This window comes from uncultured Streptomyces sp., from assembly GCF_947488945.1.
Lineage (GTDB): Bacteria > Actinomycetota > Actinomycetes > Streptomycetales > Streptomycetaceae > Streptomyces.
In genome coordinates this window covers 74,343-94,373 of the sequence record NZ_CANLBS010000009.1, presented here as the reverse complement: position 1 = coordinate 94,373, position 20,031 = coordinate 74,343, and the positions used below count along the sequence as shown (strand labels likewise).

Here is a 20,031-nt window from a genome sequence, read left to right as displayed (position 1 = left end):
CATGTCCTTTCCCCTCCTGACGGCGACGGCGGCCCTCCCGGCGATCGGTGCGATCGCCACCGCCGCCGTGCCCGCCGCCCGCCGCACCGCGGCGAAATGGCTCGCGCTGTTCTTCTCGCTCGCCACCCTGGTCCTCGCCGCGGTCGTCCTCGTCCGCTTCGAGCCCGGCGGCGACCGCTACCAGCTCACCGAGTCGCACGCCTGGATCGCCGACTTCGGCGTCCGGTACGAACTGGGCGTGGACGGCATCGGGGTGGCGCTCCTCGCGCTGACCGCGCTGCTGATCCCGTTCGTCATCCTGGCCGGCTGGCACGACGCCGACCCCCTGGAGACGAAGTCCTCGCGCTGGCGCCCGACCCAGGGCTTCTTCGCGCTGATCCTCATGGTCGAGGCGATGGTGATCCTCTCCTTCGAGGCCACCGACGTCTTCCTCTTCTACATCCTCTTCGAAGCCATGCTCATCCCGATGTACTTCCTCATCGGCGGCTTCGGCGACCGCGCCCACGCGGGCACCGACGAGAACGCGGCGGCCCAGCGCTCCTACGCCGCCGTGAAGTTCCTCCTCTACAACCTCGTCGGCGGCCTGATCATGCTGGCCGCCGTCATCGGGCTGTACGTCGTCGCGGGCAGCTTCTCGCTGTCGGAGATCGCCGAGGCCCGCGCCAACGGCTCGCTGGAGATGGCGGGTTCCACCGAGCGGTGGCTCTTCCTCGGGTTCTTCTTCGCCTTCGCGGTGAAGGCCCCGCTCTGGCCGCTGCACACCTGGCTGCCGAACGCGATGGGGGAGGCGACCGCCCCGGTCGCCGTGCTCATCACCGCGATCGTCGACAAGGTCGGCACCTTCGCGATGCTCCGCTTCTGCCTCCAGCTCTTCCCGGAGGCCAGCAAGTGGGCGACCCCGGTGATCCTGGTGCTGGCCCTGATCTCCATCGTCTACGGCGCCCTGCTCGCCGTCGGCCAGCGCGACATCAAGCGGCTCATCGCCTACGCCTCGATCTCGCACTTCGGCTTCATCATCCTGGGCATCTTCGCGATGACCAGCCAGGGCCAGTCCGGCGCCACGCTCTACATGGTCAACCACGGGATCTCCACGGCGGCGCTGATGCTGGTCGCCGGCTTCCTCATCACCCGGCGCGGCTCGCGGCTCATCGCGGACTACGGCGGGGTGCAGAAGGTGGCCCCGGTGCTGGCCGGCACCTTCCTGATCGGCGGTCTGGCGACGCTCTCGCTGCCCGGACTCGCCCCCTTCGTCAGCGAGTTCCTGGTCCTGGTGGGCGTCTTCAGCGCCTACCCGGTCGCCGGGATCATCGCCACCACCGGCATCGTGCTCGCCGCGCTCTACGTCCTCGTGCTCTACCAGCGCACGATGACCGGCCCGGTGAAGGCGAGCGTGTCGGGCATGCCCGACCTGCGGGTGCGCGAGCTGGCGGTGGTCGTCCCGCTGATCGCCGTCCTCATTTTCCTCGGCGTCTTCCCGAAGCCGCTGACCGAGATCATCGACCCGGCGGTGGGCCACACCATGTCCGACGTACAGAAGAAGGACCCCCAGCCCGAGGTGGAGGCCGCCAAGTGAGCGCAACAGCTGTCCACAGCCTGTGGACCGGGTCGGGCGGGGTGACCACGGCCGCCACCGACGCCGGCTTCACGGCTCCGACCATCGAGTACACCCAGCTGGCACCGGTGCTCATCGTGGTCGGCGCGGCCGTCCTCGGCGTCCTGATCGAGGCGTTCGTGCCGCGCCGGGCCCGGTACCACTCCCAGCTCTTCCTGACCGTGGTGGCGCTCGCCGCCGCGTTCGCCGCCGTCGTCGGCCTCGCCGCCGGCGGATACGGCACCACCGAGGCGCACGTCGCCGCGATGGGCGCCGTCGCCGTGGACGGACCGGCGCTGTTCCTCCAGGGCACCATCCTGCTGGTGTCCGTGGTCGCCGCCTTCACCTTCGCCGAGCGCAGGCTCGACCCGGCCGCGCACGGCAACCGGGTCGACTCCTTCGCCGCGCAGGCCGGGGCCGTACCGGGCAGCGACGCGGAGAAGAAGGCGGTCAAGGCCGGTTTCACCACCACCGAGGTCTTCCCGCTGCTGCTCTTCAGCGTCACCGGCATGCTGGTCTTCCCGGCCGCCAACGACCTGCTGACGCTCTTCGTGGCCCTGGAGGTCTTCTCCCTCCCGCTCTACCTCCTGTGCGCCGTCGCCCGCCGCAAGCGGCTGATGTCGCAGGAGGCCGCGGTGAAGTACTTCCTGCTCGGCGCGTTCTCCTCGGCGTTCCTGCTCTTCGGCATCGCCCTGCTCTACGGCTACGCGGGCTCGCTCTCGTACGCCGCCATCGCCAACGTCGTCGAGGGCTCGGTCACCGACATCGACCCCGCGCTCGCCGACACCATGGGCAACGACGCGCTGCTGCTGATCGGCGGCGCGATGATCCTCACCGGTCTGCTCTTCAAGGTCGGCGCGGTCCCGTTCCACATGTGGACCCCGGACGTCTACCAGGGCGCCCCCACCCCGGTCACCGGCTTCATGGCCGCCGCTACCAAGATCGCCGCGTTCGGCGCGCTGCTGCGCCTGCTGTACGTGGTGCTCCCCGGGCTCACCTGGGACTGGCGGCCGGTCATGTGGGGCGTGGCCATCGTCACGATGCTGGGCGGGGCGGTCGTCGCGATCACCCAGACCGACATCAAGCGCCTGCTGGCCTACTCCTCGATCGCGCACGCGGGCTTCATCCTCGCGGGCGTCATCGCCACCTCCGAGGAGGGCGTCTCCTCCGTCCTCTTCTACCTGGTCGCGTACTCCTTCGTGACCGTCGGCGCCTTCGCCGTGGTCACCCTGGTGCGGGACGCGGGCGGCGAGGCGACCCACCTGTCGAAGTGGGCGGGGCTCGGCCGCCGCTCCCCGCTGACCGCCGCGGTCTTCGCGGTGTTCCTGCTGGCCTTCGCCGGCATCCCGCTGACCTCGGGCTTCTCCGGGAAGTTCGCCGTCTTCAAGGCGGCGGCCGAGGGCGGCGCCGGCGCCCTTGTCGTCGTCGGCGTGCTCTCCTCGGCGATCGCCGCGTTCTTCTACATCCGGGTCATCGTCCTGATGTTCTTCAGCGAGCCGAAGGCGGACGGCCCGACCGTCGCCGTCCCGTCCCCGCTGACCATGACCGCCATCGCGGTGGGCGTCGCCGTCACCCTGGTGCTGGGCCTCGCCCCGCAGTACTTCCTGGACCTCGCGGGCCACGCGGGAGTCTTCGTGCGGTAGGGCGGAGGGGCCCCTCGGGGGCCGAGGTGAGCGGGGGAGCCGGACGGGCAGGAGTCAAGCCCGTCCGGCTCTGTCGTACCGGCGGCCTATCGTGGCAGGGGACGCGGAACGGCAGGAGCCGCGCGGCGGGGCACGAGCAGCGGGACCGACGGTCCCCCGGGGGTCAGAGCGATGAGCGGGGCCGGAGCGATGAGCGGGACGGACGGGACCATGGAAGTGACCGGGACGAACACGGCCGATGCACGGGCGGCGGAGGCGACGGCGCCCGGCAGCGAGGCGCAGCGGACCCTGCAGCGGGTGTTCGGGTACGAGTCCTTCCGCGGCGAGCAGGGCTCGGTCATCGAGCACGTGGTGGACGGCGGCGACGCCGTGGTCCTGATGCCGACCGGCGCGGGCAAGTCCCTCTGCTACCAGATCCCCGCCCTCGTCCGGCCGGGCACCGGCGTCGTGATCTCGCCGCTCATCGCCCTCATGCAGGACCAGGTCGACGCGCTGCGGGCGCTCGGCGTCCGGGCCGGGTTCATCAACTCCACCCAGGACTTCGACGAGCGCCGCTCGATGGAGGCGCAGTTCGCCGCCGGTGAGCTGGACCTGCTCTACCTCGCCCCGGAGCGCCTGCGGCTGGACGCCACCCTGGCGCTGCTGGCCCGCGGCGAGATCTCCGTCTTCGCGATCGACGAGGCGCACTGCGTCGCCCAGTGGGGCCACGACTTCCGCCCCGACTACCTGGCCCTGTCGGTCCTCGGCGAGCGCTGGCCGGACGTGCCCCGCATCGCGCTCACGGCGACCGCGACCCACGCCACGCACGAGGAAATCACCCGGCGCCTGGGCATGCCCGACGCCAAGCACTTCGTCGCCAGCTTCGACCGGCCCAACATCCAGTACCGGATCGTCGCGAAGACCGACCCGAAGAAGCAGTTGCTCACCTTCCTCAAGGAGGAGCACCAGGGCGACGCGGGCATCGTCTACTGCCTGTCGCGCGCCTCCACGGAGAAGACCGCGGACTACCTCAGCCGCAACGGCATCGCGGCCGTGCCGTACCACGCGGGGCTCGACGCCCGGGTGCGCGCCGACCACCAGGCCCGCTTCCTGCGCGAGGAGGGACTGGTCGTGGTGGCGACCATCGCCTTCGGCATGGGCATCGACAAGCCCGACGTCCGCTTCGTCGCCCACCTCGACCTCCCGAAGTCCGTCGAGGGCTACTACCAGGAGACCGGCCGGGCCGGCCGCGACGGCGCTCCTTCGACGGCGTGGATGGCCTACGGCCTCCAGGACGTCGTCCAGCAGCGGAAGATGATCCAGAGCGGCGAGGGCGATGAGGCGCACCGCCGCCGGGCCGCCGCCCACCTGGACGCGATGCTGGCGCTCTGCGAGACGGTCCAGTGCCGCCGGGCCCAGTTGCTGCGCTACTTCGGCCAGGAACCGGCCGCCGCGTCCTGCGGCAACTGCGACACCTGCCTCACCGCGCCGGAGACCTGGGACGGCACGGTCGCCGCGCAGAAGCTGCTCTCCACGGTGGTGCGGCTCAAGCGGGAGCGCGGCCAGAAGTTCGGCGCCGGGCAGATCGTCGACATCCTGCTGGGCCGCCGGACGGCGAAGGTCATCCAGTTCGACCACGACCAGCTCTCCGTCTTCGGCATCGGCGAGGAGCTGTCCGAAGCCGAGTGGCGCGGGGTGGCCCGCCAGTTGCTGGCCCAGGGGCTGCTGGCCGTGGAGGGGGAGTACGGCACGCTGGTGCTGACCGACGCGAGCGCCACGGTGCTCGGTCGGGAGCGCGAGGTGCTGCTCCGCAAGGAGCCCAAGCAGACGGCCGCCAAGGCCGCCGCCAAGGGCGAACGGCGGGCGAAGTCCGCGGCGGCCGTCGCGGAGCTGCCGGAGTCGGCCGTCCCGGTCTTCGAGGCGCTGCGCGCCTGGCGCGGGGCGACGGCGAAGGAACAGGGCGTCCCGGCCTACGTCATCTTCCACGACGCGACCCTGCGCGAGATCGCCGCGCTGCGGCCCTCCTCCACGGCGGAGCTGGGCGGCATCAGCGGCCTCGGCGAGAAGAAGCTGGTGACGTACGGCGAGGGTGTGCTGGAGGTGCTGGCCGAGTTCGGCCCGGCCCCGGAGGGCAGCGCTCCGGCACCGCAGCAGCAGCCGCCGACGCCCGCGCCGCGCCCCGCGACCCCGCAGCCCCGCCCGGCCGCCGCACCGGAGGCCACTGCGCCGAGGGCCGCCGCACCCCGGACACCGCAGGCGCCGGCGCACGACGACGCGGGCTTCGGCTGGGACGAGGAGCCGCCGGAGTACGAGTGACGCGGCCGGGCGGTGGTGGATGGCGGGTCGGCAGGCGCGGCGGTGCGGCGGCGGACGTCCCGCGACCGGGCCCGCCCGCCGTCGCCGGCGGTACGCCCCCCGCCGCCCGTTTACGCGGGCCCGGAGCCCCGGCGGCGTGGCCCGACGGTCGTCAGGTCGAGGTCGACCGGGAAGGGCACGGACACCTTCAGCCGGTCGTGGAAGATCCCGGTCGAGGTGAAGACACCGGTGGCCGGCTCCCGCTCGAAGACCGCGTGCTCCCCGCACTCCGAGGAGGCGGACCCGTAGCCCGGGTCGCCGCCCTCCGCGTCGTCACCATCCGTCGAGAGGTGTCCGCGCGGCGCCCCGGAGCCGAAGCGGTATCCCTCCTCGTAGGTACGGAAGCCGTCCGACCCGTGCGCGCAGCCGGCCGCGCACACGGCGCCCAGGACCAGCGCAACGACGAGCGGGGCACCGCCCCGTCTCCCGCGTACACCGCCACCGTCCACGGTCAGTCCCGGCGTTCCGGCCGCTCACCCGCCGCCGGAACGATCCGCCCCGTCACCTCGCCCAGCCCGATCCGGGTGCCGTGCGGCCCCGGCGCCCACGCGGTGAGCGTGACCACGTCGCCGTCCTCCAGGAACGTGCGCTTCCCGCCGTCCAGTTCGAGCGGGTCGCGGCCGTTCCAGGTCAGTTCGAGGAGCGAGCCCCGCTGGTGCGGCTCGGGCCCGCTGACCGTGCCGGAGGCGTACAGGTCGCCGGTCCGCAGCGAGGCGCCGTTCACCGTCATCTGCGCGAGCTGCTGCGCCGCCGTCCAGTACATCGAGGCGAACGGCGGCTCCGCGACGACCCGGCCGTTGATCGCGACGGAGATCCGCAGGTCGTAGCCGCCCGGCTCCTCGTCGTCGGCGTCCTCCAGGTACGGCAGCAGCGGAGTGTCCCGGGCGGGCGGCTCGATGCGCGCCTCGTCCAGGGCCTCCAGCGGCGTCACCCACGCGGAGACGGAGGTGGCGAAGGACTTGCCGAGGAAGGGGCCGAGCGGGACGTACTCCCACGCCTGGATGTCGCGCGCCGACCAGTCGTTGAGCAGCGAGAGGCCGAAGACGTGGTCGCGGAAGCCGGCGAGCGGCACCGGGGCGCCCTGGGCGGACGGTACGCCCACCACGAAGGCCACCTCCGCCTCGATGTCCAGCTTCACCGACGGGCCGAAGACGGGCGCCGCGTCGGAGGGCGCCCTGCGCTGGCCCGACGGGCGCACCACGTCGGTGCCGGAGACCACGACGGTGCCGGCCCGTCCGTGGTAACCGATCGGCAGATGCTTCCAGTTGGGCGTCAGTGCCACCCCGTCCGGGCGGAAGATCCGGCCGACGTTGGTCGCGTGGTGCTCGCTGGCGTAGAAGTCGACGTAGTCAGCGACCTCGTACGGCAGGTGCATCGTCACCGCGTCGGACGGGTGCAGCAGTGCCTCGATCTCGGCCCGGTGGGCGGGCACGGTCAGCCAGCCGGTGAGGGCACGGCGCACGTCGCGCCAGGCGGTGCGGCCGGCCGCGAGCAGCGGGGTGAGGCTGGGCCGGTCCAGCAGCCCTGCGTACGGCGACCCGAGCGTCCGCGCGGCGGCGCCGGCGTCGAGCACGTGGTCGCCGATACGGACGCCGACCCGCCGCCCGCCGGGGAGGCCGACGGAGGAGAACACGCCGTACGGAAGGTGGTGCGGACCGAAGGGATGACCCTCGGGCACGTCGAGCGGGCTGCTCTGCTCGGGCATCGGATGCTGCCTCGCTTTCCAGGTCGCGTGGGGGACACGTTACGTCGGTGTCGCCTCCGACGACGGTGTCCGTCGACCCCTGCGTCATGCCCGGAAAGATCCGCCCTACTCCCGCAGAACGGGAGCAGGGCGGACAAATCTGACGTACCGTCAGCCGGCGGTGCGCGGGATGCGCTTCTCCCAGGTCCGGTGGAAGACGATCTCGCCGCCGTCCTTGCAGACGACCTCGTTAAACGTGAGGAAGTCGTGCTCGTCCGCGGTGATCTCGGAGCGCGTCTCGACCTCGGCGTCCCAGCCGGTGTCCGGGCGGTGCAGCCGGATCCGCCAGTCGGAGCGGGTCCGCGCCGACAGCGGGTCGCGCTCCTGGATCGTGTACGTCTCCAGGGCGTCCTCGGTGAATTCGAGCCCGTCCGGGTAGAGACGGGTGCCGCCGTAGCGGGGGTCGACCTCCTGGCGCCACTCGCCCTTGGCGACGTCCCGCACCACCAGCCGTTCCGGGCGCTGTTCGTCCAGGGTGGCGGGAAAGACCACGCCGAGCGGTTCGGCCTGCTCGGGCTCGCCGAAGGTGATCGCCGGGTCCTCGGTGTGCCGGCGCACCGGAAGTTCGACGAGGCTGCCGTCGGCGTCCAGGACGAACCCCGCCGAGCCCGCCTGCGGCCAGATCCACGGCCAGTACGACGAGGAGACCGCGAGCCGGATGCGGTGGCCGGGCGGGAAGGTGTGCCCGATGGCGTTCAGCTCGAAGGCGACGTCCTCGGTGGCGCCCGGCGTCCAGTCCTCGGCCCGGTCCCGCCCGTGGCGGGTCGCCAGGTTGAGCACGCCGCGGGTGACGAGCGTGGAGGAGCCGTCGGGGGCGACGTCGCAGAGCCGGGCGACGGCCTGGCCGCGCGGCACGTCCATCCGCAGCCGCAGCTTCACCCGCGGGCGGCCCAGGATCTCGATCGGGGCGCCCTCGACCGGGAATTCGAACGAGACCGACTTGGCGTCCTCGTCGCGCTGGTCCGGGGGCAGGTCGGCTTCGTTGCCGAACGGGAAGAAGCGGCCCGCGTCGACCCCGGTCTGCTGCGGGGAGTCCACGATCCGCTCGCCGCCGGCCAGCGCGTAGGCAATGGGCGAGACGTTCTCCGAGGGCCAGCGCGCGTCGCCTACCCAGCGGCCGGGCAGGGTGTCGTAGACGGTGGCGGGCGGGTGCGAACCGCTGATCCAGGACCGCAGCAGCGGCTCGTTCATCACCCCGGTCTCCTTGCCCTTGAGGTGCTGGTCCCACCAGCGCAGCGTCTCCTGGAGGAAGCCGATCGCGGGGCCCGGCGGCAGACCGCGGTCCGGGTACTGGTGCGACCAGGGGCCGATCAGCCCGCGCACCCGGGACGGGTCGAGGTGCTCGACCAGCCGCAGCACGGTGTCGCGGTACGGGTCGTGCCAGCCGCCCACCGCGAGGACGTTCGCCCTGATGGAGCCGTAGTCCTCGCAGACGCTGCCGTGCTTCCAGTAGTCGTCGCGGGTCTGGTGGGCGAGCCAGGTGTGGATGAACGGGTCGACGGCCTCCAGCCGCTCCAGCCACATGTCCTTCCACGCGTCGCCGACCTGCGCCGGGTCCGGGGGCCGGGAGACGAAGGCCAGCATGGTGGCGGCCCAGGCGTGCATGTCCACGGCGAGGACGGAGCCGCCCATGTAGTGGACGTCGTTGTCGTAGCGGTCGTCGGTGGAGCAGACCGTGACGACGGCCTTCAGCGGCTCGGGTGCGAGCGCGGCGAGCTGGAGCGAGTTGAAGCCGCCCCAGGAGATGCCGAACATGCCGACGCGGCCGGAGCACCACTCCTGCTGCGCGAGCCAGTGGATGACGGCGACGCCGTCGTCGAGCTCGGTGGCGTCGTACTCGTCGCCGGGCAGGCCCTCGCTGTTGCCGTGGCCGCGCACGTCGACGCGTACGGAGGCGTAGCCGTGGCCGGCGTACCAGGGGTGGCGCTGGGCGTCGCGGGGGGCGGTCCAGTCACCGAGGCGGTAGGGGAGGTACTCCAGCAGCGCGGGGACGGGTTCCTCGGTGACCGGCCGCCAGACGCGGGCGTAGAGCCGGGTGCCGTCGGGCAGCGGGATGCGGACGTCCTCGCGGGTCGTCTCGTAGGGGGAGTCGGTGGTGATGTGCATGGGGGGACCTCAGTGGACGGGGTGCATGGTGCGCTTGAGCCAGGGGGCGGCGGCGATCATCGCCACACCCGCCGCCACCGCGATCGCACCGTTGACACCGAAGTAGGCGGGGTTGGAGACCTCGCCGTACAGCTTCACGATCTGGGCCTGGATGCCGTTGGCCAGCGCCAGCGACAGGAACCACAGCGCCATCGTCTGGCTGGCGAACGCCTTGGGGGCGAGCTTGGTGGTGGCGGACATGCCGGAGGTCTCCAGCAGGATGTCGCCGAGCCCGAGCAGCAGGTACGAGCCGACGATCCACCACGCGGCCATCCGGTAGGTGTCGCCGGAGTGCCCGGAGGTGGGGATGACCATCAGCAGGAACGAGAGCCCGCCGAGGATCACGCCGAACGCGATCTTGTTGGAGGCGTGCGGCTGCCGGGTGCCCATCCGCGCCCAGACGGCGGCGACCACGGGGGCCAGCGCCACCTCGAAGGCGCCGAGCGCGGAGGCGTACCAGCTCGCCGGGAAGTGGAAGCCGAGGATCTCGGTCCGGGCGTTGGTCGACGCGAGCAGCATCATCGTCGAGTACGCCTGGAAGAGGATGAAGTTGAAGACGACGGAGCCGAGGAACAGCACGACGTAGGGGCGCAGCCGGCCACGCTCCTCGGCGGAGACCCGGGGGCTGCGGAACATCACGACGAAGTACACGACCGGCGCGATCACCGAGACGACGGTGAGGACGTCGACGAACCGGTCCATCGTCAGCCAGCCGGCCAGGACGAGCGCGGTGGCGACGACGGCGACGGCCACGGCGCCGCCGACGATGAGGCCGATCGCGCGCCGCATCGCGGCGGGGGCGAGCGCGAACTCGGCGGCGTGCTTGCGCCCGGCCAGGTGACGGCGGCCCGCCACGTACTGGATGAGGCCGAAGGTCATGCCGATGGCGGCGGCCGAGAAGCCCCAGTGCCAGCTCGCGTGCTCACCGAGCCAGCCGGTGATGAGCGGACCGGCGAAGGCGCCGATGTTGATGCCCATGTAGTAGAGGGCGAAGCCGGCGTCCCGGCGCTCGTCCTCGGTGCGGTAGAGCTTGCCGACCATGGAGGCGACGTTGGGCTTGAGCAGGCCGGTGCCGGCGCTGATCAGACCGAGGCCGACCCAGGTCATGGCGTCGGTCGGGACCGCCATCGAGTAGTGGCCGCAGGCGATCAGGATGCCGCCGTAGAGCACCGCCCGGTAGGAGCCGAGGATGCGGTCGGCGAGCCAGCCGCCGGCGACCGAGACCAGGTAGACGAGGGTGCCGTACGCGGCGGACACCGACGCGGCGGTGCCCGGGTCCATGCCCATCCCGCCGTTGGACACCTTGTCCGCGAAGAACAGGACGAGGATCGCCTGCATGCCGAGGAAGGAGAATCTCTCCCAGACCTCCAGGCCGGACAGGGTCATCAGGCCCCGCGGCTGGCCGAAGAAGGCGTGGTCGTCCCCCGGCGGGGGCTGGGTGGGCTCGGTGTCGTGGGCGGTGTGCGACAAAACGTGAACTCCTGATCGTATGAGCTGAACCCGAACATACCGGCGGTCGCGGGAAGCCGCCCATGGTGATCCACAGGCGACCGGATACGCTGGGCCGGAGTGAAGACAGCCGACAGATCGACAATCGTGTGATCGTCAGCAGACAGGAGATCCCCTCGTGACCGTCGTCGGGCCGTTCGGACTGCGCGTGCGGGACCAGGCTCTTGAGGCCCACATCCAGACCGGCTTGGCCGCCGTCGAGGCGGGGCTCCTCGACGCCACCAAGAGCGAGGTTCCGTTCATCACGGAGGCCGCCCAGCACCTGGTGCGCGCGGGGGGCAAGCGGTTCCGTCCGCTGCTGGTGATGCTGGCGTCCCAGTTCGGCGACCCGGACGCGCCGGGCGTGGTCCCCTCCGCGGTGGTCGTGGAGCTGACGCACCTGGCGACGCTGTACCACGACGACGTGATGGACGAGGCGGAGGTCCGCCGCGGAGTCGACAGCGCCAACACCCGCTGGGGCAACTCGGTGGCGGTGCTGACCGGTGACTTCCTCTTCGCCCGCGCCTCGCACATCCTGGCCGACCTCGGCCCCGAGGCGGTCCGCATCCAGGCGGAGGCGTTCGAACGCCTGGTGACCGGTCAGATCCTGGAGACCGCCGGCGCCCGCGACGGCCGCGACCCGGTCGACCACTACATGGACGTGCTCGCCGGCAAGACCGGCTCCCTGATGGCGGTGTCCGGCCGGTTCGGCGCGCTGATGTCGGGGGCCGACGAGAAGACCGTCGACACCCTCACCCAGTACGGCGAGCGGCTCGGCGTCGCCTTCCAGCTCGCCGACGACGTCCTCGACATCGCCTCCGACTCCCACGAGTCCGGCAAGACCCCCGGCACCGACCTGCGCGAGGGGATCGCCACGCTGCCGGTGCTGCTGCTGCGCGCCCGTGCCGCCGCGCACGGCGGCCCCGAGGACCTGGCCCTGGTGGAACTCCTCGACGGCGACCTCACCGATGATGCCCGGCTGGGCGAGGCGCTGGCCCTGCTGCGCGTCCACCCCGCGCTGGAGCAGGCCCGCCGGGAGACCGTCCGGTACGCGGAGGAGGCGCGGGCCGCGCTGACCCCGCTGCCCGAGGGGTTCGCCAAGACCGCACTGGCCGAGCTCTGCGACCTCGTGGTGCACCGCGCCGGCTGACGGCCCCCGCACCCGTGTCCCGTACAACGGCCTGAGCCCTCTCGGGGTGGTCCGGGGCCGGTTCGTGGGGGACGCGCGTCCGCGCCGCGGCCGGGAGACCCCGAGTGCGCCCCGGATACGGCGCGCGGGTGTCATACCGCAGCAGTACGTCCAGTTGCTCCCGCGGTCTGACGCGTACGCGCCCCGGATTTGGTCAGATGGTGTGAGTAACCACTCCTGACCACAACGGGTGAGCGGCGGCGCGGAGTGGACGAGCGCGACCGGACGGACGCCGCCGACCACGGAGGTAGGGCACACATGGCAATCGACGACAGCGCGGAGAGGGACGGCGGAGCCACCGGCACCGTCGTACGCCCCCGCAGGAAGCCCTCGCGCTACATCGTTCCCGTCGCGGTCGCGGGGGTGGCCGCCGCGACGATCGGCCTGGTTCCCGCGCTCGCCGACACCGGCGACCCGGAACTGCCGAAGATCAGCGCGCAGGAACTCATCGAGAAGATCGCCGCCTCCGACGAGGAGCAGCTCAGCGGCACGGTGAAGATCAGCACCGACCTGGGCATCCCCTCGCTCGGCGGCATCCTCGGCTCCCTCGGCGGAGGCGACGCGCCGTCGGGCGCCGCCCCGGAGGACCGGCTGATGGAGCTGGCCTCCGGCACACACACCCTGCGGGTGGCGGCGGACGGCCCCGACAAGCAGAAGGTCTCGGTCCTCGGAGAGGCCTCCGAGTACACCGTCATCCACCACGCGGACGACGTCTGGGCCTACGACAGCGCCTCCGACGAGGTGTACCACGCACAGGGCGCCGCGCCGGAGGGGTCTTCGGACGAGGACTCCGGCAAGGCGGAGGCCGGCACTCCTGCGGAACTGGCCGAGCAGGCGCTGGCGGCGGTCGGCGACACCACGTCGGTCACCGTGGACGGCACCGGGCGGGTGGCGGGCCGGGACACCTATCAGCTGGTCATCAAGCCGAAGCAGGCCGGTTCGACGATCGGCTCGGTCCGGATCGCGGTGGACGCCCGCAACGGCGTGCCGCTGAAGTTCACCCTCTCCCCGAGCGGCGGCGGCAAGGCCGCGGTCGACGCGGGCTTCACCAAGGTCGACTTCTCCGCGCCCGCCGCCTCCACCTTCCGCTTCACCCCGCCCAAGGGCGCCAAGGTGACGGAGGCCGACGAGGCGGACGTCCGCCCCGGCACCGGCAGGTCCGGCGCGCCGGCCCTGCCCGAGGAGTTCAAGGAGCTCGGCGGGGAGGACGGCGCGCGTGTCATCGGCGAGGGCTGGACCGCGATCGCCGAGATCCGCAACACCGGAGGCACCGGCGGCGCGGGCGGCGCGGGCGGCGCGGGCGGCTCCGGCGAGGCGCAGCAGTTCCTGGACGCCCTGGGCGACAAGGTCGAGGGGAAGTTCGGCTCGGGGACGGTCTTCAAGACCCGCCTGGTGAACGCCCTCATCACGGACCGGGGCACCGTCTACGTCGGCGCGGTCACGCAGGACGCGCTGGTGAAGGCGGCGGACGCCGCGAAGTAGCGCGGCCGTCCGGCCAGGTCGTCGGACGCGGGCCTTCGAGGGTGCGGGGCGCACGCCCCGCACCCGGGCCGGGCCGGGCGATTTTTCGAGCCGGTCCGCACCCACGCCGCCAGGTCGGCGGCGACTGCTCGCGCAGGGCACGGTCGCCGCGTCGGCGGCAGGGGCGCGCGACGGTGCACGGCTCCGCCGGGTGAGCGCGCTTCACGGCGCGGGACTTCGCGGGCCGGAACCGCCTCATCGGAGCGGGAGGTGGCTCTGCGACCGTCCGCGCCGTCGGCCGGTCGAGCCGTCCCCCGATCGGCTCGTCGCGGCACGAACGGCACGAACGGTGCGAACAGCGGGAACCCACGACACGGTACGTTCCGTTTCCGCCTCGGTATTGTTCGACTTTTGGCGACGACCTGTCAACAAGCTGTGGTGGTCGGACGCCTATGCTCACCGAATGGTCACATCGCCTCTTTCCCTGCGACGCAGCGAGCGGTCACGGCGCGCGACCCTGGAGGCCGCGCTCGACCTGTGCACGGAGAAGGGGTACGGGCACGTCACCGTGGAGGGAATCGCGGCCCGTGCGGGGGTCAGCAAGAAGACCATCTACCGGTGGTGGCCGTCAAAGAGCGCGGTGGTGCTGGAGGCGTTCTCCGAAGCGCTGGTGGACGGCACCCCGTTCGTCGACACCGGTGACCTCGGCGCCGACCTGCGGACCCACATCAACGCGGTGGTGCGGATGTTCGGCACCGCCCCCTACGGCCCGGCCTACTCCGGCATCCTCTCGGAGATGCACCACGACGACGCCTTGGCCCGCGAGCTCCTCGAACAGGTGGTGACGCCCCGCTTCGACGCGGCGGTGGACCGGCTGCGCCGCGCCCAGGACCTCGGAACGATCCCGCCCGGCGCCGACCTGCCCCTCGCCGTCGAGATGCTCTACGGACCCGTCTACTACCGCCACGTCCTGCGCAAGCCCGCCCAGGACGAGGCCGCCGTCGCCGCCTTGGTGGCCGGGGTGCTGCGGTCGCTGGGCGTGCGCGACGGGGGCGCCGACCCGGTGCCGGGCGCCGGGGACGAGGAGCGGGTACCGGGACCACGGGGCTCTCTGCCGCGCTGAGCGGGCGACGCCGCGGGCGGGCGCGGGGGACGGGTGCGCAGCCCCTGTCACGGCCGGACACGGGCGAAGGCGCGGCACGGCCGGCGCAGAGGGATGCACGGTGGTGGAGCTGACCCCGGAACCCGGCCTCACGGACCTGAGGGGGCCCGGCCCGGCGGGGCCCCTCAGCCGAACAGCCGCTCCAGCACCACCGCGATGCCCTCCTCGGTGTGCGGCAGCGTGATCTCGTCGGCAGCGGCCTTGAGTTCGGGGTGGGCGTTACCCATGGCCACCCCGTGCCCGACGAGCCGGAACATCGGCAGGTCGTTGGGCATGTCCCCGAACGCGACGGCGTCCGCCGGGTCCAGACCGAGGAGTCCGGCGGCCATCGCCAGCCCGGTCCCCTTGTCGACGCCCCGCGGGGCGAGTTCGACGGTGCCGGGCCCCGCCATGGTGACCGTCGCCAGATCGCCGACCGCCTGCCGGCCCACTGCCGCCAGTTCGTCGTCCCCCAGCCGCGGGTGACGCACCATCACCTTGATGATCGGCTCGGCCCACAGCGCGTCGCGGCGTGCGACACGGGCGGCGGGGAGGGTGGGGTGAGGCATCCGGTAGGCCGCCTCGATCAGCGTGCGGCCCTCGGGTCCGTCCTGATCGACGGCGGCGAACACCTCGCCGACCTCCGCCTCGATCTTGCCGAGGGCCATGTCGGCCAGCTCCCGGTCGAGCGGTGCCGAGCGCACCATCCGGTGGGCCCCCGCGTCGTACACCTGGGCGCCCTGGCCGCAGACCACCAGGCCCTCGTAGCCCAGCTCCGCGACGAGCGCGCGTATGCCCGGCACCGCCCGGCCGGTCACGATCATGTGCCGGGCCCCGGCGGATCCGGCCCGTGCGAGGGCGGCGCGCGAGCGCGGACTCACGGTGTCGTCGGGAAGCAGCAGGGTGCCGTCCAGGTCCGTGGCGACGAGGGTGCGGGCAAGTGACGTCGGCATGGGCTCAGCCTAGGGAGATCGCCTTCCGGCCGTACGCCGCTGACCTGCGGCGACGGTCCGGCCCCCGGTGGTGGCGGGCTTTCCCGCGCCGGAACGGGTGGTACGCCCCGGTTCGTGCCGGGTCTTCCGGGACGGCTCCAGGCTCCCCGACCGGCCTCGGGCCGCCCGAGGCGTCCGGCCCGAGGCGATCGACCCGTCGCGACCGGCCCGTCGCGACCGGCCCGTCGCGACCGGCCCGAGGCGACCGGCCGAGGCGTCCTGCCCTTCGTGTACCGCGGGCCGTTCGTCCGGCCCGCTTCAGGCCGCCGCGTTCCCGTGCAGGCGGGCCAGGTGGGTCAAGATCTCCTCGGGGCGGTCGGCCGGGGCGACCAGGCCGATGTGGTGGTCCGGACGGACCACGACGACGCGCCCGCCGTCCGCGCCCGGCGCGGTGTACGCGTCGGCCACGTGCCCCGCGTGGTCGACCAGTGTGCCGGTCCCACCGCCCCCGTCGGCCGGGGCGATCCGGTGGACCGCCACCGCGTCGCCGTACGCCGCCTCCGCCGCGCTCAGGGCCGCCCCGGCTCCGGGGCCGAAACCGAGCAGCGTGGTGTGCGGCCCGGCGAAGGCGCGGAACAGCGTCGTCGGCGTGCCGGTGGCGCCGTCCAGGCACGGCGCGTCGGGGGCCCGGTCGCCGGCCTGCGGGGACGCCCCGGTGAGCGGGCCGGACGCGGCCGGGGCGAGCGTGCTCCACCGGTAGGACGTGGCGAGGCCGTCGGCTCCCGGTGCGAGGGCCGTCTCCAGTCCGGCGCCCGGCCGGGTGATCGCGGCGAGGACGGCGGTGAGCCGCTCGCTGGTGAGGTCGAGGGTGCGGGCGGCGACCGGGAGGCGCTCCTCCTCGTAGCTGTCGAGCAGTTCGGCGGGGGCCCCGCGCAGCGCGTGGGCGAGCTTCCAGCCGAGGTTGAAGGCGTCCTGGACGCCGGTGTTCATACCGAGTCCGCCGGCGATCGGATGGACGTGCGCGGCGTCCCCGGCGAGGAAGACGCGCCCGGACCGGAAGCGCTCGGCGAGCCGGACGCTGACGCGGTACGTGGAGAGCAGGGTCGCGCGCGAGAGACGGTCGGCGGGCAACCGGGTGTGCCGGGCGAAGAGGCGCGCGAACCCCTCCTCGGTGGGGGCGAGCGGGAGCCCCGCCCGGTCGCGCTCGGGCGAGGCCTGGAACCACCAGCCGGCCCGGGTGCCGGGCACGGGGCAGAGCATCACCCCGCCGTCGGCGTCGAACCACTGGTGCCACCGGGCCCGGTCGAGCGTCCCTCCGGCGATCTCGACGTCCCCGCAGACCATCGCCTGCTGCTCGGCGGTGGTACCGGCGAAGGGGATGCCGAGCAGTTTGCGTACGGAGCTGTGCGCGCCGTCGCAGCCGACCGCGTACCGGGCGGTGACCGTGCCGCCGCCGGAGAGCGTCGCCGTGACGGTGTCGCCGTCCTGGGTGAGGGCGACCACCTCGGCGGCGCGTTCGACCTCCACCCCGAGCCCGGCGAGCCGGGCTCGCAGGATCTCCTCCAGCCGCCACTGGGCGATCAGCCACGGCCGGTCGTAGGGCGCGGACGGGGTGGGTGCGGCACCCGCGAAGGGGTCGGTGTCGGCGACCGCCACCCCGTCGCGGTACTTCCGCATGGGCGGCGGGGTGCTTCCGGACGCCAGCACCTCGTCCACGATCCCCAGGGCGGCGAAGACCTCCAGCGAGCGCTGGTTCGGCCCCTTGGCGCGGGAGCTGCGCGGGTGCTCGGCCGACCGGTCCACGATCCGTACGCCGATGCCCCGGCGGGCCAGGTCGCAGGCCAGGGTGAGCCCGGTGGGGCCCGCCCCCACGATGAGTACGTCGGTCATGGCTGCGGCTCCTCGGTCACCGGTGTGCGGAGGGCCAGCAAATCGCAACTTGGTTAAATAAGCAACTCAGTAACTTTTGTGATGTCGAGTCGGCTGCCCCCGTGCGCGGCGCTCGTGCGGGGCGCCCGTGCGTGGTGCGGGCGGAGGCAGCAAAGGGGGGCGAGCTGTAGGAGGGGATGCGAGGCGGGGGCGGCAGGGGAATCTTCGGGCTGCCCCCTACGTTGTCCGGCTCCCGGTTCTCACCCGCTGCCGGGGCGCCCTGATCCGCTCGCCCGCCACCTGGGAGTCCCTGTGTCCGAGGCAAAGCCCGCGCCCGCCGTCCCGTCCACCGGAGCCGTCACCTCCGGTGGAGCCGCCACGCCCTCTGCCGTGACCGGCCGTCCGTCCGCACCGCCGGAGAGCGTTCCGGTTCCCGTCCTGCCGCCCCCGGCCGTGCAGGCCGAGCGGCTGATCGGGCTCGGGGTGCACGAGATCGCCGGACTGTCCGCCGCCGAGCTGCGCGGCGCGGCGCGGGAGGCCGGGGCGACCGCCCCGGCGGGGGCCCTGCTCGCGCTGCATCCGGACCGGGCGCCCGCCTCCGTGCTCGCACCGCTGCTCCGGCACCGGGACAAGCCCGGTTTCGTCGTCTCCGACATGACCGACGTCGATCTCTTCGCCCCGCTCGCCTTGGTCGAACCGCCCGAGGGGCCTGTGTACCTTCTGACGGGCCCCGACCGCGGCGACCGTCTGGCCGACTGGAGCCCCGACGAGGTGCTCCCGCACCTCGCCGCGCACGGGCGTACCCCGTTCACCCTCACCGAGGGCATCCACTGGGTGCTGCAACGGCCCGCCGTGCTGGAGCGCAACCACTGCTTCATGACGATCGGCTCCCGGCTGCGGAAGGCGAATGGGGCGCTGGACGCCCGTACCCCGGCGATCTGGATCAGCAACGGCACCGGACGGGACGGCCGCGAGCGGCGGGACGCGCCGAAGGTCGGCTGGTGCTGGGCGGGCAACCGCCACACCTGGCTGGGCTTCGCCTCCGCCGAGGCCCGCACGGGACCCTGACAGCGCCCGGCCGGTGCGAGGACCGGGCCCCGCGGGCGGCGCCCGGCGAGGCGCGGACTCGCCCTCGGTTCGGACGCGTTCCCAGCGGCACTCGCACCCCTCGGGGCGGCCCCTGTACGGCGTCAGGGGCGACGCGGACCATGGATCCACGCGCCCCTGAGAGCGGGGGTCGCGCCCCTGAGGGGCCGCGACCGGATGCGACGGTCGTTACCCCCGGGAAGGGCGCTCCGCCGCGGCGGAGGGCGTGCCGGGCGCGGCAACCGGGGCCGGTCCCGGTGCGGGAGCGTCGGTTGCCGCGGCACCGCGCACCCGAGTACCGGAGGTCTGAGCGCCGCGCGCCTGAGCGCCGGAGGTCTGAGCGCCGGAGGTCTGGGCGCCGGAGGTCTGGGCGCCGGGGCTCTGGCCGCCGGAACGCCGGGCGTCGGCATCCGCGGTGCCGGGCTCCGGGGGTGCTGCCGTCACGCCCGCCGCCGCGGCCACCGCCGCGAGCCGGATCGCCGCGCCCCGGTTGCGCCGGGCGGTCCGCAGTGCGTCCCAGGTCAGCAGGGAGAGGGCCACCCAGACCAGGGCGAAGCCCGCCCAGCGCTCCGGCGGCATCTCCTCGTGGAAGTACGCGATGCCCAGCCCGAACTGGAAGACCGGGGCCAGGTACTGGAGCAGGCCGAGTGTGGACAGCGGCACCCGGATCGCCGCGGCGCCGAACGCCACCAGCGGGATCGCCGTCACCAGGCCGGTCGCCGCGAGCAGCACCGCGTGGTCCGCACCGCCGACGGTGAAGGTGGAGTCCCCGGTCCCGCCGAGCCAGAGGAGGTAGCCCAGGGCCGGCACGAACAGCACGGCGGTCTCGGCCGCCAGCGATTCGAGTCCGCCCATGCCGACCTTCTTCTTGGCCAGCCCGTAGGTGGCGAAGGAGAAAGCGAGCACCAGTGAGATCCACGGCGGGCGTCCGTAGCCGACGGCCAGTACCAGGACGGCGGCCGCGCCGGTGGCGACGGCGATCCACTGCGCCGTGCGCAGCCGTTCGCCCAGGAGCAGGACGCCGATGGCGATGGTGACCAGCGGGTTGATGAAGTAGCCCAACGACGCCTCGACGACCTGCCCGTTGTTGACGGCCCAGATGTAGACGCCCCAGTTGACGGTGATCACGGCGGCGGCGACGGCTATCAGGCCGAGCCTGCGCGGGTCGCGGAGCAGGACGCCGATCCAGCTCCAGCGCCGCAGCACCAGCAGCGCGACGCCGACGACGCCCAGGGACCAGACCATCCGGTGGGCGAGGATCTCCACCGCCCCGGACGGTTCCAGCAACGGCCAGAACAGGGGCACCAGACCCCACATCACGTAGGCGCTCGCCCCGGACAGCAGTCCGGCCCGCTGTTCACTCTTCCCCTGCACTTGCCCTCCCGGCACACCTGCGCCGGCGACCGCC

General features: G+C 73.1%; 13 protein-coding genes and 1 pseudogene. 7 read left to right on the top strand and 7 right to left on the bottom strand.

Annotated features, from left to right (window positions below; all coding sequences use genetic code 11):
• Window position 1: 1 nt before the first annotated feature.
• The 3 genes from Q0994_RS16475 (at window position 2) to recQ (ending at window position 5,529) form a co-directional block, all read left to right on the top strand.
• Window positions 2-1,573 (top strand): NADH-quinone oxidoreductase subunit M, encoded by a 1,572-nt coding sequence (locus Q0994_RS16475; protein WP_299535066.1) that lies wholly within the window; start codon window positions 2-4, stop codon window positions 1,571-1,573.
• Entirely contained in the window at window positions 1,570-3,234 is a 1,665-nt protein-coding gene (gene nuoN / locus Q0994_RS16470; protein ID WP_299535064.1) for an NADH-quinone oxidoreductase subunit NuoN, read from the top strand. Before Q0994_RS16475 ends, nuoN begins: the two co-directional genes overlap by 4 nt.
• A gap of 210 nt (window positions 3,235-3,444) precedes the next feature.
• Window positions 3,445-5,529, top strand: coding sequence for a DNA helicase RecQ (gene recQ / locus Q0994_RS16465; protein WP_299535062.1), 2,085 nt, complete (start codon window positions 3,445-3,447; stop codon window positions 5,527-5,529).
• 110 nt (window positions 5,530-5,639) lie between these two features.
• Here the strand turns inward: recQ and Q0994_RS16460 are convergent.
• From Q0994_RS16460 to Q0994_RS16445, 4 genes and pseudogenes are all read right to left on the bottom strand, one after another.
• Window positions 5,640-5,780: pseudogene (locus Q0994_RS16460) on the bottom strand (Uma2 family endonuclease); the annotation flags it as partial.
• 239 nt (window positions 5,781-6,019) lie between these two features.
• The gene (gene fahA / locus Q0994_RS16455) at window positions 6,020-7,273 is read right to left on the bottom strand and encodes a fumarylacetoacetase (RefSeq protein ID WP_299535059.1); all 1,254 of its coding nucleotides are present in this window, start codon (window positions 7,271-7,273) and stop codon (window positions 6,020-6,022) included.
• 150 nt (window positions 7,274-7,423) lie between these two features.
• Window positions 7,424-9,418 (bottom strand): CocE/NonD family hydrolase, encoded by a 1,995-nt coding sequence (locus Q0994_RS16450; protein ID WP_299535056.1) that lies wholly within the window; start codon window positions 9,416-9,418, stop codon window positions 7,424-7,426.
• A gap of 9 nt (window positions 9,419-9,427) precedes the next feature.
• On the bottom strand, window positions 9,428-10,927 hold the full coding sequence (locus Q0994_RS16445; protein WP_299535054.1) for a peptide MFS transporter: 1,500 nt from the start codon (window positions 10,925-10,927) through the stop codon (window positions 9,428-9,430).
• A 157-nt stretch (window positions 10,928-11,084) separates the two neighbouring features.
• On the opposite strand from Q0994_RS16445, the gene Q0994_RS16440 reads away from it, so the two are divergent.
• The 3 genes from Q0994_RS16440 (at window position 11,085) to Q0994_RS16430 (ending at window position 14,718) form a co-directional block, all read left to right on the top strand.
• Window positions 11,085-12,095: a polyprenyl synthetase family protein gene (locus Q0994_RS16440; protein ID WP_299535051.1), complete on the top strand. Its 1,011-nt coding sequence runs from the start codon at window positions 11,085-11,087 to the stop codon at window positions 12,093-12,095.
• Between the two features lie 297 nt (window positions 12,096-12,392).
• Window positions 12,393-13,616 carry a DUF2092 domain-containing protein gene (locus Q0994_RS16435; RefSeq protein WP_299535049.1) on the top strand — a complete coding sequence of 408 codons (1,224 nt, stop codon included), beginning with the start codon at window positions 12,393-12,395 and terminating at the stop codon, window positions 13,614-13,616.
• 442 nt (window positions 13,617-14,058) lie between these two features.
• The gene (locus tag Q0994_RS16430; RefSeq protein WP_299535047.1) at window positions 14,059-14,718 is read left to right on the top strand and encodes a TetR/AcrR family transcriptional regulator; all 660 of its coding nucleotides are present in this window, start codon (window positions 14,059-14,061) and stop codon (window positions 14,716-14,718) included.
• A 164-nt stretch (window positions 14,719-14,882) separates the two neighbouring features.
• On the opposite strand, the gene Q0994_RS16425 is transcribed toward Q0994_RS16430, so the two are convergent.
• Both Q0994_RS16425 and Q0994_RS16420 read right to left on the bottom strand, forming a co-directional pair.
• Window positions 14,883-15,689, bottom strand: coding sequence for a Cof-type HAD-IIB family hydrolase (locus tag Q0994_RS16425; RefSeq protein WP_299535045.1), 807 nt, complete (start codon window positions 15,687-15,689; stop codon window positions 14,883-14,885).
• 297 nt (window positions 15,690-15,986) lie between these two features.
• Window positions 15,987-17,558 (bottom strand): FAD-dependent monooxygenase, encoded by a 1,572-nt coding sequence (locus tag Q0994_RS16420; protein ID WP_299535042.1) that lies wholly within the window; start codon window positions 17,556-17,558, stop codon window positions 15,987-15,989.
• Between the two features lie 417 nt (window positions 17,559-17,975).
• Here Q0994_RS16420 and Q0994_RS16415 point away from each other — a divergent pair, with 417 nt between their 5' ends.
• The gene (locus Q0994_RS16415; RefSeq protein WP_299535725.1) at window positions 17,976-18,605 is read left to right on the top strand and encodes a DUF5701 family protein; all 630 of its coding nucleotides are present in this window, start codon (window positions 17,976-17,978) and stop codon (window positions 18,603-18,605) included.
• A gap of 207 nt (window positions 18,606-18,812) precedes the next feature.
• On the opposite strand, the gene rarD is transcribed toward Q0994_RS16415, so the two are convergent.
• A complete protein-coding gene (gene rarD / locus Q0994_RS16410; RefSeq protein WP_299535039.1) occupies window positions 18,813-19,997 on the bottom strand; it encodes an EamA family transporter RarD in 1,185 nt (394 codons plus the stop codon).
• Window positions 19,998-20,031: the final 34 nt, after the last annotated feature.